General features: G+C 46.3%; 16 protein-coding genes. 9 read left to right on the top strand and 7 right to left on the bottom strand.

Features of this window, described 5'->3' with window-relative positions:
• Positions 1–19: 19 nt before the first annotated feature.
• The 3 genes from MYF79_RS29350 to MYF79_RS29340 form a co-directional block, all read right to left on the bottom strand.
• Positions 20–3310: a SusC/RagA family TonB-linked outer membrane protein gene (locus MYF79_RS29350; protein WP_247811411.1), complete on the bottom strand. Its 3291-nt coding sequence runs from the start codon at positions 3308–3310 to the stop codon at positions 20–22.
• 258 nt (positions 3311–3568) lie between these two features.
• Positions 3569–4750 carry a FecR family protein gene (locus MYF79_RS29345; RefSeq protein WP_247811410.1) on the bottom strand — a complete coding sequence of 394 codons (1182 nt, stop codon included), beginning with the start codon at positions 4748–4750 and terminating at the stop codon, positions 3569–3571.
• A 125-nt stretch (positions 4751–4875) separates the two neighbouring features.
• Positions 4876–5433 (bottom strand): RNA polymerase sigma factor, encoded by a 558-nt coding sequence (locus MYF79_RS29340; RefSeq protein WP_247811409.1) that lies wholly within the window; start codon positions 5431–5433, stop codon positions 4876–4878.
• Positions 5434–5549: 116 nt separating this feature from the next.
• Here MYF79_RS29340 and MYF79_RS29335 point away from each other — a divergent pair, with 116 nt between their 5' ends.
• The 8 genes from MYF79_RS29335 (at position 5550) to MYF79_RS29300 (ending at position 19199) form a co-directional block, all read left to right on the top strand.
• On the top strand, positions 5550–6521 hold the full coding sequence (locus MYF79_RS29335) for a glycoside hydrolase family 43 protein (protein ID WP_247811408.1): 972 nt from the start codon (positions 5550–5552) through the stop codon (positions 6519–6521).
• 885 nt (positions 6522–7406) lie between these two features.
• Complete coding sequence (locus tag MYF79_RS29330) at positions 7407–10517, top strand: SusC/RagA family TonB-linked outer membrane protein (RefSeq protein WP_247811407.1); 3111 nt, start codon at positions 7407–7409, stop codon at positions 10515–10517.
• A 5-nt stretch (positions 10518–10522) separates the two neighbouring features.
• Positions 10523–12112 carry a SusD/RagB family nutrient-binding outer membrane lipoprotein gene (locus tag MYF79_RS29325; RefSeq protein ID WP_247811406.1) on the top strand — a complete coding sequence of 530 codons (1590 nt, stop codon included), beginning with the start codon at positions 10523–10525 and terminating at the stop codon, positions 12110–12112.
• A 131-nt stretch (positions 12113–12243) separates the two neighbouring features.
• Entirely contained in the window at positions 12244–15534 is a 3291-nt protein-coding gene (locus MYF79_RS29320) for a VCBS repeat-containing protein (RefSeq protein WP_247811405.1), read from the top strand.
• Between the two features lie 3 nt (positions 15535–15537).
• Positions 15538–16869: a vanadium-dependent haloperoxidase gene (locus MYF79_RS29315; RefSeq protein WP_247811404.1), complete on the top strand. Its 1332-nt coding sequence runs from the start codon at positions 15538–15540 to the stop codon at positions 16867–16869.
• Between the two features lie 47 nt (positions 16870–16916).
• On the top strand, positions 16917–17495 hold the full coding sequence (gene nudK / locus MYF79_RS29310; protein WP_247811403.1) for a GDP-mannose pyrophosphatase NudK: 579 nt from the start codon (positions 16917–16919) through the stop codon (positions 17493–17495).
• 187 nt (positions 17496–17682) lie between these two features.
• Positions 17683–18264: an HPP family protein gene (locus tag MYF79_RS29305; RefSeq protein WP_247811402.1), complete on the top strand. Its 582-nt coding sequence runs from the start codon at positions 17683–17685 to the stop codon at positions 18262–18264.
• Positions 18265–18428: 164 nt separating this feature from the next.
• Positions 18429–19199 (top strand): hypothetical protein, encoded by a 771-nt coding sequence (locus MYF79_RS29300; RefSeq protein WP_247811401.1) that lies wholly within the window; start codon positions 18429–18431, stop codon positions 19197–19199.
• A 120-nt stretch (positions 19200–19319) separates the two neighbouring features.
• Here MYF79_RS29300 and MYF79_RS29295 read toward each other — a convergent pair whose 3' ends face one another.
• Positions 19320–19745: an SRPBCC family protein gene (locus tag MYF79_RS29295; protein ID WP_247811400.1), complete on the bottom strand. Its 426-nt coding sequence runs from the start codon at positions 19743–19745 to the stop codon at positions 19320–19322.
• A 193-nt stretch (positions 19746–19938) separates the two neighbouring features.
• Here MYF79_RS29295 and MYF79_RS29290 point away from each other — a divergent pair, with 193 nt between their 5' ends.
• On the top strand, positions 19939–20574 hold the full coding sequence (locus tag MYF79_RS29290) for a DUF6000 family protein (protein ID WP_247811399.1): 636 nt from the start codon (positions 19939–19941) through the stop codon (positions 20572–20574).
• 64 nt (positions 20575–20638) lie between these two features.
• Here the strand turns inward: MYF79_RS29290 and MYF79_RS29285 are convergent, their stop codons facing one another.
• The 3 genes from MYF79_RS29285 to MYF79_RS29275 form a co-directional block, all read right to left on the bottom strand.
• On the bottom strand, positions 20639–21721 hold the full coding sequence (locus MYF79_RS29285) for a phosphatidylinositol-specific phospholipase C1-like protein (protein WP_247811398.1): 1083 nt from the start codon (positions 21719–21721) through the stop codon (positions 20639–20641).
• An 81-nt stretch (positions 21722–21802) separates the two neighbouring features.
• Entirely contained in the window at positions 21803–23407 is a 1605-nt protein-coding gene (locus MYF79_RS29280; protein WP_247811397.1) for a RagB/SusD family nutrient uptake outer membrane protein, read from the bottom strand.
• A 45-nt stretch (positions 23408–23452) separates the two neighbouring features.
• A complete protein-coding gene (locus tag MYF79_RS29275; protein ID WP_247811396.1) occupies positions 23453–26458 on the bottom strand; it encodes a SusC/RagA family TonB-linked outer membrane protein in 3006 nt (1001 codons plus the stop codon).
• Positions 26459–26669 lie beyond the last annotated feature (211 nt).

Here is a 26669-nt window from a genome sequence, read left to right as displayed (position 1 = left end):
AGTTTAATGGCAACAATGATTAGAAGGTAGCATTCAGTGACAGGCCGTAGTTGCGGGTAGCAGGAGGCATGAAGATATCCACGCCTGACAGACCGTTGGCAGTCGACATTGTCAACTCAGGATCGAATGGCGCTTTCTTGGAGAAATACACCAGGTTACGTCCGGTCAGTGATAATTTCAATGCTTTCACGAAGCTGGTATTCTTTACAGGGATGGTATAACCCAGTGCAACCTCGCGCAGGCGTACAGTAGTAGCGCTGTACATATATTCTCCGGAAGCTGCTTCACGGCCACCAATAGTTGAGTACCATTTCTGTGCATCTACTTTGGATACAGCATTGCCGTTAGGATCAACACCATTCACTGCAACGCCGCCTGCATCACGTGCTTCGCCGCTCACTTTGGATACGCCATACTGGTCCATCATGGACTGGGTGATAGACATTACCTTACCACCGAATTTGCCATCGATCAGGAAAGACAGGTTGAAATCTTTATACTGCAGGTTGTTGTTCCATCCCAATTGCCACCTGGTATTAGAGTTACCCAGGTATACGAAGTCACCGCCCTGCTTGATCGGATTACCGTTTGCATCGATCATGACACGACCCTGTGCATCACGCTGCAATACGGTACCATAAATGTCTCCAAAAGAACCGCCTACCTTGAATTTAGATACATAGTTGGATCCGGATGCACCACTCAGTGTAAACTCAGGCGCGTTAGGAGACAATTCGATAATCTTATTCTTATTCGTAGAGAAGTTTATGCTGGTGTTCCATTTCAGCTTGGTATCACGTAACACTTCATAACGTACAATAGCTTCCACACCCTGGTTCTGGATATTACCGGCATTGATGAAGAAGTTATCATAGAAAGATCCCTGCGGAGCCCTGATCTGTAAAGTCTGGTTCTTGGTATTGGTCTTATAGTATGTCACATCTACACCCAGCCTGTTCTCAAAGAAATGCCATTCTGTACCGAACTCCAGTGAATTGGTCTTTTCTGGTTTCAGATCAGTGAAAGGAGCCGTGGTGTTCAGACTGAAGCCGCCACCCGCGCTGAAGTTATACAGAGCAGGGTTAGACTGGTAAGCCAGTGGAGAATTGCCCACCTGTGCGAAGGAACCTCGTACTTTGGCAAAGCTGATGAACGCAGGCAGTTTAGCTACCTGGCTCAGGATCACGTTCAGACCTACAGAAGGGTAAAAGTAAGAACCGGAAGGCGTAAAGGCCAGGTTGGAGGCCCAGTCATTACGTGCGGTCAGGTCCAGGTATGCCCAGTCCTTGTAGGAGATGTTGGCACTACCGAAAACGGATTGCACCTGGCTGTGATTTTCCTGTAAGGTACCGGAGTTCAGCGGATTGAAGGTTTTGAAGTTCTGGATCACGAAAAGGTTAGGAATGTTCAGACCATCCTGTCCGGAATTGAATTTCTCGCCTTTGGTCACTACGTCCCTGATGCTTCCGCCCAGCACACCGGTGATACGGATCTTGTCGCCTACCGGTATGTCGAAATTGGCCAGCAGGTCACCATACTGCTGATTGGTAGTGGTATTGCTGTATACATACACACCATTGGCGGGAGAGAGGGTTTGGATGGTACCGGCATATATTTTCTGCTCAAATACATCGTTGATCCTGTCCATGCTTCCACGTGCGGTGATGTTCAGCCATTTGTTCACATCGTATTTCAGGCTGGCGTTCATCAGCAGGCGGTTGCGGTCAAGGGTGTTCGGATCGCGGTGAATGATCCACCAGGGGTTCTGCTGCACATCTTCGTTGAACGGCCAGTTCTGCACCATGAGGCGCCTGGTAGGATCGAATACTTCGTAATTGTCCTTGTACGGCTGCAGGTCTTTTCCACGTGGGAAGAGGTACAGGCCAGTCAGCGGGTTAAAATAGAAGCCACTCAGGATCGTATTGTCAATCGTCTGATTGACATAGTTAACATCAGCTTCTGCAGTCAGTTTATCATTCAGAAAATGTCCTGTTTCTTTGAAAGTGATGTTATTACGGGACAGTTTATTCGTAGGCTGAATACCTTTTGCAGAAGTATTGGCGTAAGAGAAATAGGTCTGCATCTTGTCAGAACCACCTGCCAGGCTGATAGAGTTGGTCAGGTTCTGGCCCGTCTGGAAGAAAGATGACAGGTTATCTTTACCACCGGATATTTTACTACCCCAGCTCTGTGTGTTGGTGGCGTTGGTCTGACCGTAGCTGTTCTGGAATTCAGGCTTGTAGGCTATATTGCTAAGGGTCAGGCTGGATGAGAAGTTGACTACCGTGCGGCCGGCTTTGCCACTTTTTGTGGTGATCAGGATCACGCCATTGGCGCCCTGGCTACCGTAAAGGGCCGCAGCAGAAGCACCTTTCAATGTGGAGATGCTTTCAATGTCATCCGGGTTCAGGTTGGAGATCGGGTCGCCGCCATCATAAGCGCCGCTGCCACCATAAGAGCTGTTAGGTTGTGAAGTCAGGGAGTTGTTCATAGGCACCCCGTCTACCACGTAAAGCGCCTGGTTACTTCCGAGACCTGATTTAGCGCCGCGCAGGATCACCTTTGCGGAACCACCCACACCGGAAGAGCTTTGAGAGATAGTCAGACCCGCTACCTTACCGTTCAGGGTATTGATCAGGTTCGGGTCTTTGGCTTTTGTCAGCTCTACACCGCTTACCTGCTGGGTAGCATAGGTAACAGATTTCTCTGATCTTTTGATGCCCAGCGCTGTTACTACAACAGTATTCAGCTGTTTATTGGATTCGGTCAGCGTAACCTGGATGTTGGTCTGACCGCCTACCGTGATCTCTTTTTTCTCAAAACCAACATAATTGAACACCAGTACATCGGTGCTTTCTGCCTGGAGCGAGAAATGTCCTTTGGCATCTGTCAGTACACCACGGGTAGTGCCTTTTACCTGAACAGCCACGTTAGGCAGGGGCTGACCGGTAGCATCCACCACAGTACCCTCAATGGCAGCCGCGGGCTGGATGGCGGTGGGCGTCTCTTTTTTCACTGCTTTCGGACGGATCACGATGATCTTGTCCATGATAGTGTAAGAGAGCGGTTTATCTTTCAGGCATCTGTCCAGCACTTCAGACAGGCTGGCCGATTTTAAATTGATATCTACAGCACCTGTACCCTGCAGCAGTTTTTCGTCGTAAACAAACTCATAACCAGTCTGTTTACTGATACTGTTGAAGATATCGTACAAGGCAAGGTGTTTTCCTGCGATCGTGACTGTTTGGGAATAAGACCTGGCGCTCAGATTCAGAGAGAACACCAGTGTTAAAATGGCAGTTAATTTCATAACCAACAATAATTTACTGTGCAAGAAGCCCTTCCTCGGATAGGCCTTGCATGTCTCGCGTAGTTCCATACTTTTGTGTTCTTGGCTTAATAATCGATTTTCAAACGTTAAGGAAATTGGTAGCCATTTGTGCCGGGTTCCGATGGCAGTCGGAATCCGGTTTTCTACCTAAAGTTGACAGTACGTGATTTTTTTCTACGTGGCCATAACTGGAAATTTTAGTTTTTACATAATGTTGTCCCCCTTGTCGCAAGGGATTTACTGTTGTTCCCCGGGTTTCACGGTTACTTTGTTCCCGTTCACCTCGAATTGTACCCTTTGGGTAGCCTCCAGTGCTTTTAATAGCTTACCGGCTTCTTCCCGGCGGGATATGATACCTGTCAGGTCTATATCCGACACATCTCCCTGGTAGCTCACATCGATGTCATACCAGCGCGACAGCTGTCGCATAATGGTCCGGATATTTGTGTTCCTGAAACGGAATTTGCCTTCCTTCCAGGCAAGCGTCTCCTCCATATCGGCGGCGGCGATCACAAAATGATCGTCCCTGGCAGAAAGGGTAGCCTGTAATCCTGGTTTTAATACACTGGAGCTGTTGCCGTGCTTCAGCTGCACTGCACCATCCACCAGTGTGGTTTTTATGGCCTGTTCATCCTGGTAGGCCATGATATTAAAGCTGGTACCTAAAACATTCACCTGAACATCATTCACTTTCACCCGGAAAGGCAGCTCAGGCTGTTGTGCGACCTCGAAATAGACCTCGCCGGTGATCTCCACAAGGCGTTCACTGCCTGTAAAGGCCGTGGGAAAACGGATGCTGCTGGCAGCGTTCAGCCATACACGGCTGCCGTCAGCCAGGGTTAGCTGGTATTGACCGCCGTGGGGCGTCGCTACGGTATTGTACATCACTTCGCCGGCCTGTCCTCCTGCATTATAGCTGAGGGCTCCGTTCCTGTTCATGATCTGCGTACTGCCCTGCTGTGCCAGCGTACCGTTATTGGCACTGTCCAGCGGTATAACCGTTCCATCTGCCAGGGTGAGCACCGCCTTATCCGAACCAGGCAACAGCGGTTTCGGACGTATAGCTGCTACCGGGGCCGCCTGTTTGCCGGGCAGTGACATATAGACACCGGTAGCGATCATGCCTGCTACTACTGCAGCCGCCAGGGAACCGTATACCAGCCTTTTGCGCCTCACCACCCGTAAACGATGGGCATCCGCCTGGCCAGCCTGGAAAATACCAGTCAGCATAGCAGTTGCTTCGTCCTCAGCTAATCCCATATCAGGTACTTTCCCGTATAATGTCTCCATTATATCGGCCTTGATAGCGGATGTATGGGCGTCGTCAGCGACTTCCTGCATCAGCTGGAGATATTCCTCCTCACTGATCTCGTTACGCTTATACTTATCAAGCAATCGCTTTATTTCAGGTATTGTCATAGACGATTCGTTTGGCACTGGTTGATAGGAATAAAGACGACCGGGGAAAACGAAAGGAGTATTCGGGCTTGAAATTTTTTTTGGAGATGATATTCAGTTAGTTAGATAGGTTGTATAGTGGGGCCTTATATATGGAGTTGTTCTTTCACAAAACTTCTTACTGTTTGCATGGCCAGTTGCATCTGTTTCTTGACAGTATGAATGGAAATATTCATCCTGACAGAGATCTCTTCATTGCTCATGCCCTCTTTCCGCGCGATATAGACCTTTTTCCGCTCAGGGGGAAGGCTGGATACTACTTTATCCAGCAGGTGGTCATACTGGCGATCCTGGAGGCGATGGTCGGTATCTTCTACGACGCTGGGCTGGTGCAGCACAAAATGGTCCAGGGCTTTTACCTGGCTTGCCTGTTTTTTGAAACTATCGTATATATGATTGCGGGTGAGGATAAAAAGATAGGCGGTGAGGTCTTCTACGGCAGGCATAGTTTCCCTCTTCAGCCATATTTTCAGAAAGATCTCCTGCACGACTTCCCGTGCTGGTATAGTGTCTTTCAGATAAAGCATGGCCACATTAAACACCTGCTTGCTGTAATGGTTAAATACAAGTGTATAAGCAGACTCGTCACCCCTGGCTATCTGCTGCAATAGTTTCCGCTCCTCCGGTAAGGATGAATTTGACAATTTACCTATCGTTTGAATGCTGGCGTAAAAGTAGGAACAAAAAATGAAATGGGGCCTGCCACCCATAGATCTGTACTACTCAATTATTATATTGTGGCCAAACTGGAAATTATATTATGAGAAAGGTCTTAACATTTTTATTACTGGGAACAGCGCTGTCCCTGCCTTCGGCGGCACAGAAACGGGCTGGTAATCCTATCGTGCAGGGGTGGTATGCAGACCCTGAAGCGGCAATATGGGGCAAAGAATATTGGGTGTACCCTACTTATTCTGATAAATATGAGAAACAGGTGTTTTTTGATGCTTTTTCCTCGCGGGACCTGGTAAAATGGACCAAACATCCCCATATTCTGGATACGGCAGCTGTAAAATGGGCTAAAAAGGCCATGTGGGCGCCGGCAATTGTGCAGAAGGATGGCAAATATTACTTTTTCTTCGCGGCCAATGATATACAGAGCGACAATGAAGAGGGCGGCATAGGCGTCGCCGTGGCCGATAAGCCAGGTGGTCCCTATAAAGATTACCTGGGTAAACCGCTGATCGACAAGTTTCATAACAAGGCGCAGCCGATAGACCAGTTCGTTTTCCGGGATAAGGACGGACAGTACTATATTATATATGGTGGATGGGGCCATTGTAATATTGCAAAGCTGAAAGCAGACTTTAAAGGATTTACTCCTTTTGAAGACGGCAATACCTTTAAAGAAATAACCCCTTCTGGTTATGTGGAAGGACCATTCATGTTCATCCGTAATGGCAAATACTACTTTATGTGGTCGGAAGGCGGATGGGGCGGGCCCCACTACTCGGTGGCGTATGCCATTGCCGATTCTCCCGCGGGACCGTTTAAGCGTATAGACAAGATCCTTCAGCAGGATACCTCAGTAGCCACTGGTGCAGGGCATCATTCGGTAATCAATGTACCAGGTACTGACCGCTGGTATATCGTTTACCATAGGCGCCCACTCACAGAAACAGCGGCCAACAACAGGGTCGTGTGTATTGACGAAATGCATTTTGACGAAAACGGGCTGATCGTCCCTGTGAAGATCACCAAAGAGGGGGTGAAAAAAGATAAGCTGAAGTAAATCATACGGAAACGAATACTGAAAAGTGACTGCCAGTGGTGGTCACTTTTTTTTATTGATAAGTGATTAATTATAAAGGCAAAATCACACCACGCCTGGTGGTAAAATAATATCAGATGAACATATTGCCGAAATCAAGTGTTATAAATATGCTAAAACGGTTTACATAAGATCAGTAGTTGTTAAAATAGTATTTGTTTTAGCGCTCATTTGGTTATAATTATGTACAACGCATTTGTTATTGTACGAAATGTTAAATTTGAGTACATTCAATGTTAAGAGCCGTAAACGAGAGAGTGCAAAAAAAGAAGGACAGTGATTAGCAAATCAGTTATGAAAACTGGCAAAATGCCGCCTTCCATGTAGGGAAACTTGTCATTTATAGAATTTTTGAAACAAACATGAACAGTGAATTGTATTACTCGTAAGAGTAGGACAACTTTGGGAATTATACTATTGAACAGTGACTATCGAACAGTAACTATTGAACAATTTTCTTCGAAGCCAAATTATAACTACTAGAGTCAATCAGATTGCTAAAGTGGAAACTAGAACAATGAACAATTATTTTATCACTTCAAATCGTTATTGAGTCTTTACTATTTACCGGATGATGTCCGCATGTGTGTTTGTAACGGGGAACAAGTCCCTGTTACAGCACAGTGAATAGACCGTAGGGGAAAGTATCAGCTAAAATCAAATTAATACTTTATGGAATCGTAATCAATGCTATGAAAATAGCATAAGGGGGAAAGTATTTTCTAACAACAACCAAATATAACAGTATCGAACAATGAGACGAAACACTGTCGCACAGCGACCAGACCTTCTATGCCTTCAAGTGTCATGCACTTGTCTATTCTCTAACCAAAAACTAAATCGATAATGAGACATCTACGTTTGCTGGTTGTTGCGATGCTACTCTCCACAGTAGCATTTGCTCAAACAAGGCAGGTACAGGGAACTGTTAAAGATTCAAAAAGTGGAGCCCCTCTGGGTTCCGTGAGTGTCAAGGTGCAAGGAAAGAACATCTTTGCAATCACTGGCGCTGATGGTGCGTTTACCCTGAAAAATGTGCCCGAAGGAGAAATTACACTCGAAACTTCATTGATAGGTTATACGTCCAAAGGCATTAAAGTTGCCGCCGGACAGTCATCTGTTGACTTCACCATGGAAGAATCTTCTTCCCAGTTAGGTGAGGTAACGGTAACAGCGCTGGGTATATCAAAAGAATCCAAAAAGCTGGGTTACTCTGTTACGAAAGTTGACGGAGCTGCACTGACACAGGCGCGTGAAACCAACGTTGCGTATTCACTCGGCGGCCGTGTAGCTGGTCTGAGCGTAAGCGGTACCAATGGTGGTCCTGGTTCTTCCGCACGTGTGCTGTTAAGAGGTATGGCCAGCTTTGGCGCCAGCAGTCCGCTGTACGTTATCAACGGTATCCCGATGGATAACTCCCAGAGAGGAGCTGCCGGTGAGTGGGGTGGTTCAGACAATGGTGATGGTATCTCCAACATCAACCCCGATGATATTGAAAGCATGACAGTACTGAAAGGTGCGTCTGCTTCTGCATTGTATGGTACCCGTGCTACCAACGGTGTGATCCTCATCACTACCAAGAGCGGTAAGAAAGGAACCATGCAGGTGGAATATAACACCAACCTGACGGCAGATAAAGCGATCGACTACACAGAATACCAGTATACATACGGGCAGGGACAGCATGGTGTGAAACCTGCCAATGCTGCTGATGCATTAAACAGCACACGTTTAAGCTGGGGTTCAAAACTGGATGGATCAATGACTCCGCAGTTTGATGGTAAATCATACGCTTATTCCGCTGTAGATGATAATATCAGCCGTTTCTACAGAACAGGCCCCACCTTTACGAATACTTTATCAGTATCCGGTGGTGGAGAAAAAGGCGTTTTCCGTGTGTCCGCTTCCTCTATGGACAATAAGTCCATCTTAAGGAACAGTGGACTGAAACGTAAAACCTTCAACCTGAACCTGGAACAGAATGTAACTTCCAAGCTGAAAGTAAGCGCACTGGTAAACTATATCGATGACCGTTCACAGAACCGTCCGCAGTTGAGTGATGGTCCGCTGAATGCGAACAACGGTATCTTCCTCGCTACAAATATCAATGAAGATCTCATGAAGCCGGGTTATGATCCCAACAATAACGGCCGTGAAGTAGTATGGACAGACGATAACTATGTAACAAACCCCTGGTTTGTAGTGAACCAGTATATCAACAACATAGACAGGAGGCGCTGGATCTCTGCGCTGACTGCCCGTTATGACCTTTTCGACTTCTTATATGCTCAGGCTCGTATTGGTTATGACAACATCAATGACAGGAAATTCAGAGTAACGCCATGGGGTACCGCTTACTCTACCAGTACACTTCCGAATGGTACAACAGTGAGTGGTGACCTGGACCTGCGTAATGAACAAACCACTGAAATGAATGTGGACGGTTTGATCGGTTTCAAAAAGAACATCGTGGAAGACCTGCAGGTAGACCTGGCAGTGGGTGGTAACCTACGCAAAAGGAACTGGGAAATGGTTGGCGTATCCGGTAACCAGTTTATCATACCTTACGTGTATTCCTATAGTAACGTAACGAACTTCGGCAGAAATTACGATTATGAATCAAGAGAATCACAATCAGGTTACTATACTGCTGACTTCTCATATAAAGGCTTCCTGACTATAGGAACAACCGGCCGTTACGATGTTTACTCCACTTTGCCTTCCAGCAACAGGAGTATCTTTGTACCATCTGTGTCCGGTAGCTTTATATTCTCCGAGCTGGTTCATATTCCTAAGTTGAACTATGGTAAGTTGCGCGCTTCCTGGGCCAATGCGAGTGGTGAGCCTGTTGACGCTTATATCACCAAATCTTATTATAACGTAGGTAGTACAATCGGCAGCGTGAGCACAGGCGACTTCTCTTCAACACTGCCAAACCTGTATCTGAAACCATTTACGTTGAAAGAAATAGAAGTAGGTCTGGAAACGAAATTCTTCAATAACAGATTAGGTGTTGACCTGGCTTATTTCCACCGTAAAACAAAGAACGAGATCATCCAGGGTACGATCTCTCCGGCAACCGGTTACGACAGGGCTTATTTCCCCACCGGTTCTACCCAGAACATAGGTTTTGAAGCTGCTGTAAATGGTACTATTGTGTCTACATCAAGCTTCACCTGGAATGCTTCTGTGAATGGTACCTATGTTAAGAATAAGATCCTCGACATCTATGGCGCGAACAGTAGCAGTACTGTACTGACACTGGGTACTTACCGCCCGCTGAACGCTAACACTGCTCTTGTAAAAGGTATGGCTGGTCCACAGATCCTGGCTTACGATTTCAAACGTAATGATAAAGGCGAACTGCTGCTGGATGCTTCCGGTCTGCCACAGAACGATGGTGTGCTGAGGCCAATGGGTAGTGTACTGCCTAAATTCTTCGGTGGTATCAATAATGACTTCTCTTACAAAGGCTTCAACCTGTCATTCTTAATTGATGGTAAGTTCGGAGCAAAACTCCTGTCAGCAACGAAAGACTATGCTGTAAACCGCGGTCTGGATAAAATGACGCTGGTAGGCAGGGAATCAGGTATAGTAGTAGATGGTATTATTGAAAGTACCGGATTGAAAAACACGAAGAATGTAGATGCGCAAACCTATTATCAGACCTATGCGAATAAGATCTCCAAGAATAGCGTGCTGGATGCTGACTTCATCAAGCTGCGCCAGGTAACATTGGGTTATACAATGGGTAGAAAGATGCTGGGCAAAACTCCATTCGAGTCTATCGGTGTTTCTCTCGTAGCACGTAATCTGCTTACCCTCATGCGGAAATCTGATAACGTAGACCCTGAAGCAGGATTTTCTTCACTCATCAACTATGCAGGTATCGAAGGTACAAGCTTGCCAAGTACCCGTACCTACGGTGTGAACGTGAATGTTAAATTTAAAAAATAATGGACATGAAAAAAGGTTTGCTATATATAACACTGGGTCTGACACTGTTCTCTTCAGGTTGTACCCATGATTTTGATGAAATTAACACCGACCCGGTTGCTGTGGATGCTTCAAGGTATAATGCTAATCTGCTGCTTTCCAGGGCGCAATATCAGTATGCTAATACAGGATATGCACAATTGCTGTTCGAAAGTATGTGGCCGCAATTATTGGCTTCTACTTACAATTACTATAGCAATGGTGATAAATATGTTGCATCATCCGGTATCATAGGTTATCAGAACCAGTTGTGGAGTGATGATTACAGGGCTGCCAGCCTTGCTTACGAAATGATACAGCTGGCTAATGAGAAACAATTGACGAACCTCGCCAATGTGGGTACTATTATGAAAGTGTTGATCATGCAGCATATCACTGATTGCTATGGCGACGTGCCTTATTCCGAAGCACTGAAAGGCAAGACAAATACGTTCACGCCGGTATACGATACGCAGGAAGCAATCTATACTTCCATGCTGTCAGAACTGGAGACTGCTATTAATGGGCTGGACGCATCAAAAGATCAGATCACCTCAGACCTTTTCTATGGTGGTAACATTCCGAAATGGAAGAGATTTGGTTATTCACTGATGTTACGTTCTGCTATGCGCCTGGTGAGGGCTAATCCTACACTGGCTCGCCAGTATGCTGAAAAAGCTGCAGCAGGCGGTACTTTTGAGGGTATAGGTGACAATGCTGTCTGCCCTACCGATAACTCTACCGGTAACGGTAACGGTACCAGCAGTGCTTTGTTGGTTACAGAAGACTACAGGGAAGTAAAATGGTCAAAACCACTGATCGACTATCTGAAAGCTAACAATGACCCTCGCCTGGGCGTAGCGGCGGAAGTACCGCCTGCTGGTCTGAAAAATGGAACCAATAGTTCCTTGCCGGGTGATAAAACACCCAGCGCGCAGATCGGTATGCCTAATGGCTATGATCTGGCAGGGGGCGCCACAGACATTACCAAGAGGTCAGATTATCCGGGAAGTACAGGTGCAGCAGGCGATATCTATCCTTTAGGTAAATATTCCCGTCCTACTACCGCTGTGTATCTCGGCCGCAGTGCTCCGAATTTCGTGCTGACCTATGCTGAAACAGAACTGTTACTGGCAGAAGCAGCTGTACGTGGCTGGACTATTCCAGGTACTGCTGCCGGTCACTACAGGAACGGAGTATCTGCAGCTTTACAGTCACTGGCCACCTTCAGCTCAGCTGCTGCTATCAATGCTGGTACTGCCGACGCCTATGCTGACGCTCATCCGCTGGATCAAAGCAGTGCAAATGCTTCACTGAAAATGATTAATGAACAGTACTGGGCGACTGATGGTTTGCTGTTCAACTTTATTGAAGCATGGATTAATTGGAGAAGATCTGGTTATCCTGTGCTGACTCCTGTTAACTACATAGGTAATTTCACCGGTGGTACCATACCAAGAAGAATTGCTTACCAGACAACAGAAGCATCTACTAATCCAACTAACTACCAGGCCGCTGTAGGTCGCCTTGATAAAGGTGATACCTACACTTCCAGAGTATGGTGGGATGCGCAATAATTTAACTATTGAACTTATGCTAATGCGACCCCTGAGGGTCGCATTAGCTTTTATTCCAGGAAAGTTCCTCTGTAAAAAAGTATTCGATGATCAGCTATTCCACGGCAGGACACCAATGCAATCAATACCTGATGAAAAAAATTAGTATCCCTGCTATCTTCCTGTTGTTAACTATTACAGCTTCCCGTACAGTAGCCCAGCAACCACTATTCCAGCTGTTGGCGCCCAAAACGACCGGCGTTAAATTCAGTAATGCATTGAACGAAACTGAAAAGCTGAATGTACTGGCTTATGAATATTTCTATAATGGTGGCGGTGTGGCCGTAGGAGATATTAACAATGATGGTCTGCAGGACCTGTTCTTTACCGCAAATATGACCCCTAACAAACTTTATCTCAATAAAGGCAACATGCGGTTTGCCGATATTACAAAAGAAGCCGGGAAAGGGTTGGAGGGAAAGCCTGATGGCTGGAAGACCGGCGTTACCATGGCCGATGTGAACGGAGATGGCCTGCTCGATATCTATGTATGCTACTCTGGTAAAAAAAGCGATGAACTGCGCAGGAACCAGCTATTCATCAACCAGGGCAACGCAAAATTTGCAGAGAAAGCAAAAGAGTATGGCCTGGACGACCCGGGATATAGTACAACAGCTGTTTTCTTTGATATGGACAATGACGGTGACCTCGACATGTTCCTGCTGAACCACAACGTGATCAAGATAGATAATATGGAGTTTACGAGGTTCCGCAATGAAACGGATTCGCTGGCAGGTAATAAATTGTACAGGAACGACGGGAACCATTTTACCGAAATATCAAAACAGGCCGGAATCATACAGAATCCGCTGACCTTCGGCCTGGGGGTTGCAATAGCGGATATCAACAAAGATGGCTGGCAGGATATTTATGTCACCAACGATTACAACGAACGCGATTACCTCTATATAAATAAACATGACGGCACCTTCGCGGAAGATGCTACCAACTGTTTTGGGCATCTCTCTCATTTCTCTATGGGGGTTGATATCGCAGACTTTAACAACGATGGCCTGCCTGATGTCATGACCCTGGATATGCTGCCGGAAGATAACCAACGTCAGAAGCTGCTGCAATTGCAGGAGAACTATGAATCCTTTGAGCTGATGATCTCACAGGATCTCTACAAGCAGTACATGCGCAACATGCTACAACTGAACAATGGGGACGGTACTTTCAGTGAGATAGGTCAGCTGGCCGGTGTATCCAATACCGACTGGAGCTGGTGCCCGCTCATTGCGGACCTCGACAACGACGGCTATAAAGATATTTTTGTTACCAACGGCTACCTGCGGGATTATACCAATAAAGATTTCCTGCGTTACTGGGGAGACTATAAGGTAAAAAAGGCCATTGACCGGGAGCCGGTATTGCTGATGGACCTTGTGGCTGCTATGCCCTCAACATCATTGCAGAATTACATCTTTAAAAACAACAGGGACCTTACATTCACCAACATGCGGAATGAATGGGGCCTGGACGCCGGCGGGATTTCGAGTGGCGCTGTGTATGCAGATCTTGACAACGACGGCGATCTTGACCTGGTGGTGAATAAGATCAATGAAACAGCCGCCATATACCAGAATATGAGCCGCGAACAGAACAAGCGGTCGTATCTGGCTGTTAAATTAAAAGGAAACGATAAAAATACCGGCGCTATAGGCGCGAAGGTATACGTCTATAGCAAAGGTGTAAAACAATATCTGGAGGTCAATCCAAACAGGGGTTATCTGTCCGCCGTATCCACCCAGTTGTTATTCGGCCTGGGTGATGATACGCGGGCAGACTCTGTTTGTATTATCTGGCCCGACAATAAAGTACAGCACCTCAAAGACGTTGCCGCCAATCAGCTGCTGACTGTTGCTTATGCACCGGATGGGCCGCAAGCCGCCAATGCAGCGCAGCCGCCCGCAGTCACCTATTTCAGTAATGCAGACAGTCTTTTTACCTACAGGCATACCGAGCTTCCTGTCAATGATTTCAAACGCCAGCTGCTCATGATGTTCATGTATTCCAAAACCGGTCCTGTCTTTGAAAAGGCCGATGTGAACAGGGACGGACTGGAAGACCTGTTCATAGGAGGTGATAACGAACAACCGGCCAGGATCTACTTCCAGAAACCGGGTGGCGGTTTTATAATGGGAACGAAGGTGATCTCCGGCAGCGACATGCCATCGCAGGTGGCCGCAGCCGCTTTCTTTGACGCCAATGGCGACGGTGCTCCCGACCTTTATGTGGCAAAGGGGGGATATGGCCTTTTTGAGCCCAATACGGCAGCTTTACAGGATGAGCTGTATCTCAACAACGGCAAAGGGGTTTTCTCTCTTTCAAAGGGCGCTTTACCCAATGTGAGTGCCAGCAGTAAGGCCTGCGTACGTCCATGCGATTTTGACAATGACGGCGATATGGATGTATTTGTAGGAGGCCGTGTCATTCCTGGCAAGTATCCGACACCACCTGTATCTTACCTGCTGATCAACGACGGCAAAGGGCAATTCACCGCTGCAAGCATTCCTTTCGCCTCGGCGGGAATGGTGACCGACGCCCGCTGGACGGACATTGACAGGGATGGCAGAAAGGACCTGGTGATCTGTGGTGAATTTATGCCGGTGATGGTCTTTGCCAACAAACAGGATGGTTTTAAAGATCTGACTTTGCAATACTTTGACCAGCCGGAAACAGGTTTCTGGTTTGGGCTGACAATGGCGGATGTAGATGGCGATGGTCATGAAGATATTATTGCAGGCAACCTGGGACAAAATACCCAGATACATACGTCTGTAAAACAGCCGGCAGAGCTTTACTTTGCCGACTTTGACAAAAATGGTTCTATTGATCCCTTCCTTAACTTTTATGTCGAAGGCGTAAGCTATCCCTTCGTCAGCCGCGATGAGCTCAATGAGCAGATCTATCCCATGCGCCGTAAGTTCTCTTCTTACCGCAATTATTCCAATGCTACAATGAAGGATATTTTTTCGGCGGAAGAACTGAGCCAGGCTGGCAAATTAACCGCTGTGGAAACGAAAACATGTTGCTTTTTATACCGCAACGGTAAGTTTGTACCAGCAGTGCTGCCTGTGGAAGCACAGTTCTCAGTTGTGTCAAAGATCCTTCCTGCTGACTATGACAGGGACGGGAAACTGGACCTCCTGCTACTGGGTAACCAGTGTGATAACCGCCTGAAACTGGGCAGTTTTGATGCCGGTTACGGCTGCCTGTTAAAAGGTGATGGCAAAGGGAATTTCACCTATATCCCGCAGCCTGCTTCAGGCCTTTGCGTGAAAGGAGATGTGAAATCGGCTACTGTCATGAACATCGGCAATAAGCCATATGTCATGATAGGTGTGAATAATAAAGGGATCACCCTGTTTAAAGTAAACTAACGTATGAAAAGATTGACGATCCTTCTGCTCTTTGTATATCAGTTCGGATATACACAACAGTCTAAAACGAGCTTTACAGACTATATACAGCCATCGGTATTTTCACTGTCGATGGTTATGATGCACGATGTGGTGAATCCTCCTGCCGCCTGCCGCTTTTACAGCTATGCGATGATATCGGCTTACAGCATCATAACAGCACATAACAAAAACATTCCCGATGCGGCTACATTTATCAGATCATATCCTGGCATCGCAGTACATGATGGCGGGCGTATGTATGATTATCGCATAGCAGCAGTGTACAGCATACTGGAAACAGGTAAGCTGATGTTGCCTTCAGGGTTTATGCTGCAGAAGGATGAGGAAAAACTGCTGCTGTTATTTAAGAAAGATAAGGTGCCGGATAGCATTGTCCGGAATTCCGTGGCTGTTGCGGAAGATGTTGCCAAACAAACCGTGCAGTGGTCGCGGCCGGATGGTTACGGAAAGCTCAGTACACTTGTACGTTATACACCGGTGAAAGGAGAAGAATACTGGTATCCCACGCCACCGGCTTATATTGAAGCGGTAGAGCCTCACTGGAACACTATCAGGCCCATGATCATAGATTCCTGCAACCAGTTTGTGCCGGCAGCTCCTGTACCTTTCAGCAAAGACACTGCAAGCGCGTTCTATGCACTGAACAGGGAAGTGTTTGATGCCGGTGTCAATCTCAATATGGAACAGCGGGTCATTGCGTCCTTTTGGGATTGTAATCCTTTTGCCGTAAGTACTTACGGACATATGGCCATCGGTTTTAAAAAGATCACACCAGGCGGCCATTGGATGAATATTGCTGGCATTGCCGCCCGCAGGGCACAGCTGGATTTCGATAAGACCGTCCTGCTGCATGCTGTCGCTGCCGTTACGATGATGGATGCTTTTATCAGTTGCTGGGACGCAAAATACCTTTCTAACCGCATCCGTCCGGAAACATATATTAACCGTTACATAGACGTGAAATGGAAGCCTTTATTACAAACACCTCCATTTCCTGAATACACCAGTGGCCATAGTGTGGTATCTTCTGCTGCGGCTACCGTGCTGACCTACCTGCTGGGCGATCATTTTGCCTATGAAGATAACTCCGAGGAAATGTTTGAGATCCCTGCGCGTAAGTTTAACTCCTTCCTGGCCGCATCACAGGAAGCCGCCATTTCCCGTTTATACGGAGGCATCCATTATCGTGATGCAATTGACAATGGCGTAGCACAGGGACGTAAGGTGGGAGAGAAGGTACTGGAAAAGATCAAAGCTGCTGGTATTAAACCTATATATGGCAGCAGTATGTAAGATCTTTTGAGGTATATTTGGGGCTAACCGTTAACATTGATCAGTTTATGTTGCCCGAAATAAAAATTCAGAAAGAAGAGGTCCTGTCCGACAATTGGTATACACTTCGCAAATACACCTACGATTTTAAACTGAAGAACGGTAGCTGGCAGACCCAGACCCGGGAAGCCTATGACCGTGGAAACGGGGCGGTAATTCTCCTGTATAATGTGGAACAAAGGTCTGTTATCCTGACGCGTCAGTTCCGCCTGCCCACTTTTGTTAACGGTAATGCTTCCGGTATGCTCATCGAAGCCTGTGCCGGCCTGCTGGATAAGGATAGTCCTGAGGACTGCATCCGCAGGGAGGTAGAAGAAGAAACGGGTTACAAGCTATCTCATGTCCGCAAGATATTTGAAGCGTATATGTCGCCGGGTTCAGTGACCGAGATCCTTTACTTCTTTGTCGCTGAGTATGCCCCTGACATGAAAGTGCATGAAGGCGGTGGGGTAGCGCATGAGCAGGAAGAGATTGAAGTGTTGGAGCTTCCTTTTGAAAAAGCGCTTGCCATGATAGATAATGGAGATATCAGAGATGCAAAAACGATTATGTTGTTGCAGCACCTGCGCTTGAAAGGAATATTATGATTGGATCTGTATGTTGCTGATATTTAAATGGTTCTGCCGTCAGCAGCGGCGACTGGATCCACCTCAGCTCCAACCTGAATGCAGACCAACCTCAGGTATATGACTGCTATACGACACATAATGACTATTGACGATGCCATTTTGTTGCCTTAGTTTTGCCGCTCAAAAAAGGGAATAAAGGGAAATAATGGGAAAAAAGACAAAGCGGCATCTCCGCAGGGTGAGGTATGTCCTGTACAAGGAAACTTTGCTTGACTTCAGGGAACACTTCTGGACTTTCCTGGGCGCATTTACCGGTATCGGGCTGATCGGCCTTCTGCAAAGTAACTTTTTATCCCCTACAGATAATTTATTCCTCATTGGCTCCTTTGGAGCATCTTCCGTGCTCATTTATGGCATCATCAACAGTCCCCTTGCCCAACCGAGAAACCTGGTAGGCGGGCATCTTATCTGTGCCCTGGTAGGGGTTACTGTTCATAAGCTGATACCGGGTGAATTGTGGCTGGCCGCAGCATTATCCGTCTCGCTGTCCATCGTGCTGATGCAGATCACCAAAACCCTGCACCCGCCTGGCGGCGCTACAGCCCTGATCGCTAATATCGGGTCGGAGAAGATTAAAGCCATGGGATATATGTATGTATTAAGTCCTGTGCTGTCTGGCGTCCTGATCTTATTGATGGTAGCACTCATCTTCAATAACGTGACCTCCCACAGGAAGTATCCCCATCACCGCATCTGGCATACTACACGAAGAAGGCGTGCGCATTAGCCCGCGTGGTGGCGTAGGCCCTTTCCAACAGGAAGGGTGCTATTGCCAGGGCTGGGAAAATGAACAAAATGAACAAGGGAAATAATAATGACCAGGAATGGCCGGAGAATGAATGGAAATAGCTGTTAATTTTATCTCATTCTCAATAGATCACAAGAAATCCAATGAAAAACGCCTCTCCCTGTTTCCACAACAGCTTATTTACCATTGTTATTGTTCTGCTTGGCCTTACCGTAGTGAGTTGCTCGAAAGATGACGACGAGGTAACACCCAATCCGGACATGAATGCGCTATATGCTCAATCTATTAAAGATGCCATGGTGGATAATGGCTCGGAAGCAATAGATACCCTCTGGCCTGTTTCGGCAAGCAACCCCAGGCTGCAATGGAAGACCATCAATGGACAAAGCTATGTATTGATGGCTACCTTCATGCGGTATCCTGAAAGTTTCCCAGCGGGAGATTCTATTACCACCACCTGGGGAGATAGCTGGTTTTTCATTCCGTCTCAAATGTTACAAAAACTGGGACCGGGCTTTACCCCGAGCTCAGACACAATACAGCGTATCAGTCAGCTGCTGGGATTGCCTCCTGTAAATAGCAAGAGTAATACACATATTGCACAGGTATGGGTGCACGCTTCAAAGCTGTTCCGTCCCGCAGGAGACACCGCCATTACCACTACCACCACGGGCTCCACGCTGGTAAGCAGTGTACCTGATGAGTACCGGGTGTGGTTCAATAACAATATCATCTACTCCTACTATCGTCCCTTGAATTCAGCTACGGATTATTATTATCCGTGGACAAGGCTGGGGTATACCTATGACTGGGCGCCGGGAGCGAACAGGGTGGGGTTGAGTGAGTATGTACTAAAAGCCAGTTCGGGTTGCTGGGTGGAAAAAACCACTACCGCCGCCGGCTTTTTTAGATAACCAGGAGGTCAGTCAATTCGAATAGTAAAGAAAGGAGTTGTCCCGATATAGTGTTGGAACAACTCCTCTTTTTATGTCCGTGCAGTACCGGAAATAGCTGATGCTGCGTAAAGACTTTTATTAATTGGCTTCTGTATACTTTTTAAAGTTATCCAGGATGGCCTGCCAGCCGCTCTGCTGCATTTCAACAGAGTGAGTATCTTCCGCTTCGAAAGTCTCCACTATTTTGGTTGCCTCACCTATGCTGCTGAAAAGGATGCTTACCTTTCTTTCATCTCCCAGGGTGTATTCTATCAGCTTGTGTTCTTTCACCTGTGTATACACGCCACCAAAGTCAAAACTGAAACTACCATCTTTAGCTGCCATCGTAGTACTGAACTTACCGCCTGTACGCAGGTCGTTTTCGGATGCAGGTACGTGCCAGTCGTCAGAAGCGAAAGCCCATTTCTTAATATGTTCAGGCTGGTTCCAGTATTCCCATACTTTTGCTACCGGCGCCTGAATGGTGGTTTCTACGGTAATTGCGGTTTTGGTTGTAGTTGTCATATCAGAGCGTTTTTGTTTGTTTATTTTGTTGTTGTTAACGATACAAACTTACGGTGGTGTGTTTATAAGGATGAGGGGTGAAAAAGACAAAGAAGAGGCGATTTACGACTTGCCTGTCTGTGAGCACATAAAACGGATATTGTGAGTATTTGTATCTTCGATGAGGATAGCTAGCTATAATCTATGCCCATATATGATTTTCAGAAAACCATTTACCAAGTCGAATGAGGTGGAAACAGTAGCCTTGCATAATAACCCGTTTGAAAGCTTAGTGGTAACTGGCAGTCAGGTCCCACCGCCACTGGAATTTACTACTAAATGGGTAAAACCTTTTTATATGAGCTTTTTGTCTCCTAAAAAGGAGCGACTTAGCGCTGCTAAAAATGCATCCGAAGAAATTACTCCAGATGTTGTCAGAATATTATTAGAATGCTTCAACTGGAGGACGTTGACAACCGGTGCATATTTTGCCGCTGCTAACAGGTATATAGAATTTGAAGATACTATTGGTACTTTATTGCTTAAGAGTAATTTCTGTTATGCAGGTGCTGCATATTGTATTGCGCTAGCGTCTTTTGGTACCGGAAAATCAATTGGTTATCTTGAACAATACCTGGATTATTATCTGGAAAGGAAAGATCTTGTTCATGATCAACCTGAAGCCCTTTGTGCATTATGGTACATTGATCAGGATGCCGCTAAACGGTATCAGGATAAATGGGAGAAATTTGTTGCCAATAAACCTGGCTGGCATCTGGAAGAATATAAAAAACAATTTAGCCAGTCAATGGAACAGCTTGAGCGCATCAGGGAAAACAGGGTAAATTAAAAAGCGCCTTGCAAAACGCATCACCGTTTCACAAGACGCTCTTCAAACAATAACATGAACCCAATTACTTCTTGCTCACAGCGGCCGTGTTATTAAATAAAGGATTCAATCTGCAATATTTCTTTCCTTCAAAGCTGATCTCGTAGTCAGACTTGAAATGTGTGCTCTTCCTGTAATAATCAGTGGTAATGATCTGCGCTCCTGAATTGCAGGCGGCTACAAAGCTTGATCTATCGTTCAGGCGTGCTTCCCTGGTATCGGAATCAGCTCTTGTACGGATGATGTATCCTTTCTCTACCAGGTCTTTTATTTCCGGATCATTAGGGTCGTTCCTGATCATCATTGCTGCTTCCGGAGAACCGGGATCGGAATTGGTGAACACAACACGGCTTTTCAGCGCGGGATGACCGGCGATATACAGATCTCTTTTGGCATCTTTGGCGTCAAGGATGAAAGCGAATTTGCCCTCAACTGCTTTCACCGTTGGCCAGTTGTCGTGTAGTATGGCTTCTTCCAGCGTCTTGTATTTTCCTCTCACCATATCAGGCATAATGAGGTGCTCTTTCCCCAATCCATCTATCAGTGCCTTATCCAGCTGATCAAAAACTTCAGTAGTAAATGGTTCCGGTTCAGTGATTTCCTTACTTTTTGAAGCGCCATCCTTAGGCTCCAGGGTAATAAATACCGGGTAGTGTTGCGGGTGCTTTTCTGACCATGTTCTTAACTCTGCCAGCAGGTTCTTTAACGTCAGGTAGTCATTGCGGAAGTCCAGGTCGGGGATGTGTAATACTTTGAACCCAGGTTCATTCATAATGCCTTTCTCATCATAAGGCGCCTGTCCTTTTACCCAGTCCAGTCCTTTGGGATGTGCATATTTTCCGCCTTTTGCGTCTGCATAAACATCGACCTCCAGGTTCAGTAAGCCCATATCCAGCTGCTCGGCAATGGAAATGTGCTCGTAGTCGATTTTACTGGCCGATACTGAGTCCCGCTGCTGGAACATTTTAAACAGTGCAGGATCAATGGCTTTCTTGTAACTGTTGTGTGAACCGATGACTTGTATCCTGTTCATCTTCACGCTGTCTGGTACATCGTTATGCAGCAGGCTGAGAGCTGCTGCCAGTACAAATCCTGTAAATGCCTTCATTGATTTATTGTTTTAAAGAACAGCCGGCCTGTGAAAGAACCGGCTGCCGGGCCTTAATGTTCTTTTATTGTAATCCTTTAATTATTGATCGTAACCTGGATTCTGTCTCAGGTTGCCATTCAGCCTGATCTCCGTGATAGGAATAGGATAGAGTCTTCTCCTCGTATCCTTGTTCATGCTCAGGTTATCGTTTGGCAAAGGATATTCTTTTTCAAACAGGTCGAAGCGGATCAGGTCATTACGACGCCATCCTTCCCACGACAGTTCACGCGCACGTTCGTCCAATAAGCCCGGCAGGTCAATACCGGCAACCGGAGGCGCACCGGCACGCGAGCGTAGCAAGTTAACCAAATAATCAGGTGTTTGCAATACACCGTTGACTGTAGTAGGCGCCGCTCCGCGCAGAATAGCCTCTGCTTTCATCAGGTAAACGTCTGCCAGGCGGAATACCGGTACATCATTACCATTCAGACGGGTAGCCTGGATAATGGCAGGGTCAGGATAGTACTTGATGGAACGTACACCTTCTGCCTGGCTGGCAATGGTATTACCAAGATCCATTGGTTTGGGTGGTACCAGTATGAGGTCTGGAGTGATCACCACCTGGTTGGTACTGTTGGGATAATATACAGGCTGGTTAGTGAAGCCGCCGTTACCATCAGGATAGTATTGAGGGCCTACCAGCCAGGTATTGTTCCTTACATCACCTTTCAGGTTAAAACGCTTGTAGAATTCAGGCGTTGTGCTCATCGCAATACTCAGACCAACGTTAAAGCCGTATGCCTGCGCCAGGTAATAGTAGAATCCAAAACGGGTGAACTGGTTACCGGGAATCTGCTGATCGTACGGAATAGCGAAGATGGTCTCATTGATCTGCGGACCGTTATTCGGCAGGAAGATATCGCGGAACCTGCCATCCAGGAAGTAACTGCTATTGTTCTGGATACTGTCTGTCATAGCAACAACATCCTGGTTACGGTCATTGCCCGCGCCCAGATATACTGCCGCATTCAGGTACATCTTTGCCAGCAGGGCGAATGCCATTGCTTTTGTAGGACGGCCATACTGCAAAACGTTGGTGGCCGCATTGTTCGATTTGGAAGGCAATTGCTGCGCAATGGCTTTCAATTCTGATTCAATGAACGCAAAGATTTTGGCCCTTTCCTGTGTGGCTGGTAAAGTGGCTACCGGGAAATCAGTGATAAGTGGTACATTACCATAAGTATCCATCATAAAGAAATAGTACAAGGCGCGTATAGCCCTTACCTCCGCAATATTAGCTGCTTTCGTGGTGGTGTCCACACTGGAGGCTTTCGTCAGATTGATCAGGCGGTTACAGTTATTGATGCCGCCGAAACCCCATTGCCAGATACCGGTTACGTTAGGATGATCATATGTCCAGGTATGATAGTGTAATTGCCTGTACTGACCGCCATCGTCAAAGTTACCATCACGGGCAGGAATGATCGCTTCATCTGTAGAGAGCTCCTGCATACGCCAGTAGGCGATGGCATAGTTGGAGGCCAGGTTTGTATACATGGTGCCTAATAAGGCAGCATAGTCCTGTGAAGTGGAAGGAAAGTTGCCGTTTACATATTGTGATTCAACATCCACATCTAATTTCCTGCAGGCACTGACAGTAACAAGTGCTGCAAGCGCAGTGATGAATATATTTCTCTTTTTCATCCGTTAATATTTTTTTTGTTCCTGTAGGAACACTCATTGCCTTAATTAAAATGATGCACTCAGACCAACGATATAAGTACGTGTTTTTGGATAGAAGTTGTTATTGTCAATACCCGGAGTAACACCACCGATATTGATCTCAGGATCTATACCACGATACCTGGTGATCACAAAAAGGTTGTTGCCGGTGGCATAGAAACGGATGCTCTTTACTGACTGTGTATGTGGCTTGAAAGTATATCCCAGCGACAGGTTGTCCAGGCGCAGGTAAGAGCCGCTTTCCAGGAAACGGTCAGATATCAGGTAGGCGTTGATGTCATTATATGATTCATTCGTAGTAAAATGTGGGATATTCTGAATCTTCGAATCGACTGGGTTATTCAGGCCGGCGAGTGTAGCATTCAGGATCTTGTTACCTAATACACCACGTAACAGGAAATTCAGGTCAAAGTTCTTATAGTAGAAATTGTTGCTCCATCCATACATCAGTTTAGGCTGTGCGTTGCCTCCCAGCTTTGCATCTGTCGTGAGCGGCTGGGTAGCGGTAATGGTACCGTCTGCTTTCTGATATGTACTTACACCATTGTCATTCTTTCCCATATAATGCCACAGGTTGAATGTGCCTAAAGCATACCCGGGCAAGATAATCTGACTGTAGTTGCCGGATTGCCCTTTACCACCCAGCTGTGCCGTCTGGATATAGTTGATGGCAAATTTCTCGTTGGATAGATTGGTGATCTCATTCTTGTTGTGCGCCAGGTTGAGATTCGTTCTCCAGGTGAAGCCGTGCGATTTCACTATTGTAGCACTCAATGCCAGTTCAATACCACTATTCTTAATGCTGCCTACGTTAGCGGTATAGGTTGGTACGAAATATTGTGTAGTAGATACCGGGTACTGATCGTAGATCAGGTCAGAAGTTTTCTTGATATAATAATCAATTGAACCGCTTACCCTGTCTTTCAGGATACCGAAGTCCAGACCTATGTTGGTAGTAGCAGTGCTTTCCCATTTCAGGTCTGGGTTATCGTTACGCACAGGACCAATAGCGTTGGTAATATTGCCATTGTACAGGAACTTGGAATTACCTGCAGGCGTGCCATAGATCAGCAGGGAAGAGAACGCGTTAAAGCCGGCACTGTTACCGGATACACCATAACCTGCTCTCAGTTTCAGTACACTGACCAGGTCAACATGCTTCATGAAAGGCTCGCTGCTGATATTCCAGCCGGCAGAAACTGCAGGGAAATATCCCCAGCGATTGTTGATACCGAATGCTGATGAACCGTCATTTCTCAAAGAGGCCATGAACAGGTACTTGTCAGCGTATGAATATTGCACACGACCGTAGTAGGAGATCAGCCTGAGCGTAGAGATAGGATTGTTGTCGAAACCTATTTGTGACGTATTCGCCGGATTTGAAAGGAATAAATTGTTATAGGTCAGCGCATCATTGGAGAAATTCTGTGTGGTAATACCGAAACCATCGTTGGTACGGTCCTGCTGATAGGTATAACCAGCCAGCAATTTAATAGTATTGGCGCCAAGTGTTTTATCGTAGTTGAAATAAGACTCCACTACCGTACTTGTATTTTGATAAGCCTTCCTCGTAGCTACGCCATTCAGGTTTACGGCCAGGCCTGAAGCATGGTTATAATAACTGTTGTAGTTGTTCTGATTTCTCTGGGAAGACAACGATAAAGTATATTTCAGACCTTTGAAGATATCTGCCTGTACAAGGCCCGTGATCAACGTTTTGCTGTCATCTGTTTTGATAAAGTTATTATTGATCAGTGACAGCGGGTTCAATGTACCACTGCCTGTTCTGGCATAATATTCCTTATAAGTGCCATCCGGGTTGAAAGGACTTACGGTCGGCAGGTAAAATAACATATTGGATAATACCTGTGCCTGCACAATGTCATTGCTCCTGGTATGGCTGTTGGTAACAGTTAAACCTAAACGCAACCGATTGTCAAAGAAGCGCTGGGTAATGTAACCTCTTACAGTGGTACGCTCCAGGGAGGTGTTTTTCAGGATACCATCGTTCTTCAGGTAGTTGAAACTGCCGCCATAATCTGTAGTGGCATTGGAACCGCCGAAAGAAACGTTGTGATTATGTGAGTAACCTTTTCTTTCGACCAGCTTCTGCCAGTTCGTATTGGAACCATCGTCATTCAGATCGGGAATTAAGGTCTGGTCGTTCTTTTTAAGATATGCACGCAGCTCATCGCCAGTCAGCATGTCCAGTTGTTTGGACACTTCTTCCATCGCAACATAGGCGTTGTAGGACAGCCTTGTCTGGCCTGCTTTTGCTTTCCTGGTAGTAACGATGATCACGCCGTTAGCAGCACGGGCGCCATAGATAGCGGTGGCGGCAGCGTCTTTCAATACATCAATGCTTTCAATATCGGCAGGAGCCAGCAGGTCGATAGATGCACCTGGCACACCGTCTATTACATAGAACGGCTCCATCGCGCCACCGGTAGTACGGATGGTGGAAGGTCCCCTTAAAACAACAGCAGGAGTGGCATTAGGGTCGCCGCTTTTGGTCACGTTCAGACCAGCCACTTTACCCTGTAATAATTCAGCGGGAGTAGTTAGTACACCCTGATTAAATTCTTCTGATTTGATGGTCGTAATTGAGCCTGTTACATCTTTCTTACTGGCGGTACCATAACCGATCACTACTACATCTTTCAATTGTTTTGTGTCAGTAACCAGCGTTACATTGATCACTTTTTTGTCTCCGGCAATGATTTCTTTCGGAAGGGATCCCATTAACGTGAAGAGGATCACATCTTCCGGTCCTTTAGCGACAATTGTGTAGGCCCCGTTCGCATTTGTAATAGTTCCGGTGTTGGTTCCTTTTACAGAAACAGTTACACCGGGAAGAGGTACATTGTTCTCGTCTGTTACTATACCTTTAATAGTGCCATTCGTCTGAGCAAAAGCAGAGAAGCTCAGTAACATCGCAAGTAATAATGCAGGGACTGCCTTACTTGCAATGCTACAGAATGACCTTAATTTTAAAAAATACATTCTCTTCATGTAATTTAATTGTTAAGGATTGCTGAAGGAGTAGAGATGGTGATATGTCAAAGAACCATAGCTATGGAAATGCAAAAGTATCTACAAGGAATCCATGGATCAAAGCACTTTACAATAGCATAACAATTCCTTTAAATAGGGCAGTGAAAGCAGGGACGAGTGGTCTATATATTATATGAAATGAAGAGGCGGGGTACTGGAGTTAGTATGT

The sequence above is a fragment of the Chitinophaga filiformis genome (genome assembly GCF_023100805.1).
Classification (GTDB): Bacteria; Bacteroidota; Bacteroidia; order Chitinophagales; family Chitinophagaceae; genus Chitinophaga; species Chitinophaga filiformis_B.
This window is presented reverse-complemented; position numbering and strand designations above follow the sequence as displayed.

Coding starts and splice junctions, on each gene's coding strand:
- MYF79_RS29300 (WP_247811401.1), top strand. CDS start 18,429: ATGAAAAACGCCTCTCCCTGTTTCCACAACAGCTTATTTACCATTGTT.
- MYF79_RS29290 (WP_247811399.1), top strand. CDS start 19,939: ATGATTTTCAGAAAACCATTTACCAAGTCGAATGAGGTGGAAACAGTA.
- MYF79_RS29295 (WP_247811400.1), bottom strand. CDS start 19,745: ATGACAACTACAACCAAAACCGCAATTACCGTAGAAACCACCATTCAG.
- MYF79_RS29285 (WP_247811398.1), bottom strand. CDS start 21,721: ATGAAGGCATTTACAGGATTTGTACTGGCAGCAGCTCTCAGCCTGCTG.
- nudK (WP_247811403.1), top strand. CDS start 16,917: ATGTTGCCCGAAATAAAAATTCAGAAAGAAGAGGTCCTGTCCGACAAT.
- MYF79_RS29335 (WP_247811408.1), top strand. CDS start 5,550: ATGAGAAAGGTCTTAACATTTTTATTACTGGGAACAGCGCTGTCCCTG.
- MYF79_RS29315 (WP_247811404.1), top strand. CDS start 15,538: ATGAAAAGATTGACGATCCTTCTGCTCTTTGTATATCAGTTCGGATAT.
- MYF79_RS29330 (WP_247811407.1), top strand. CDS start 7,407: ATGAGACATCTACGTTTGCTGGTTGTTGCGATGCTACTCTCCACAGTA.
- MYF79_RS29345 (WP_247811410.1), bottom strand. CDS start 4,750: ATGACAATACCTGAAATAAAGCGATTGCTTGATAAGTATAAGCGTAAC.
- MYF79_RS29305 (WP_247811402.1), top strand. CDS start 17,683: ATGGGAAAAAAGACAAAGCGGCATCTCCGCAGGGTGAGGTATGTCCTG.
- MYF79_RS29325 (WP_247811406.1), top strand. CDS start 10,523: ATGAAAAAAGGTTTGCTATATATAACACTGGGTCTGACACTGTTCTCT.
- MYF79_RS29350 (WP_247811411.1), bottom strand. CDS start 3,310: ATGAAATTAACTGCCATTTTAACACTGGTGTTCTCTCTGAATCTGAGC.
- MYF79_RS29320 (WP_247811405.1), top strand. CDS start 12,244: ATGAAAAAAATTAGTATCCCTGCTATCTTCCTGTTGTTAACTATTACA.
- MYF79_RS29275 (WP_247811396.1), bottom strand. CDS start 26,458: ATGAAGAGAATGTATTTTTTAAAATTAAGGTCATTCTGTAGCATTGCA.
- MYF79_RS29280 (WP_247811397.1), bottom strand. CDS start 23,407: ATGAAAAAGAGAAATATATTCATCACTGCGCTTGCAGCACTTGTTACT.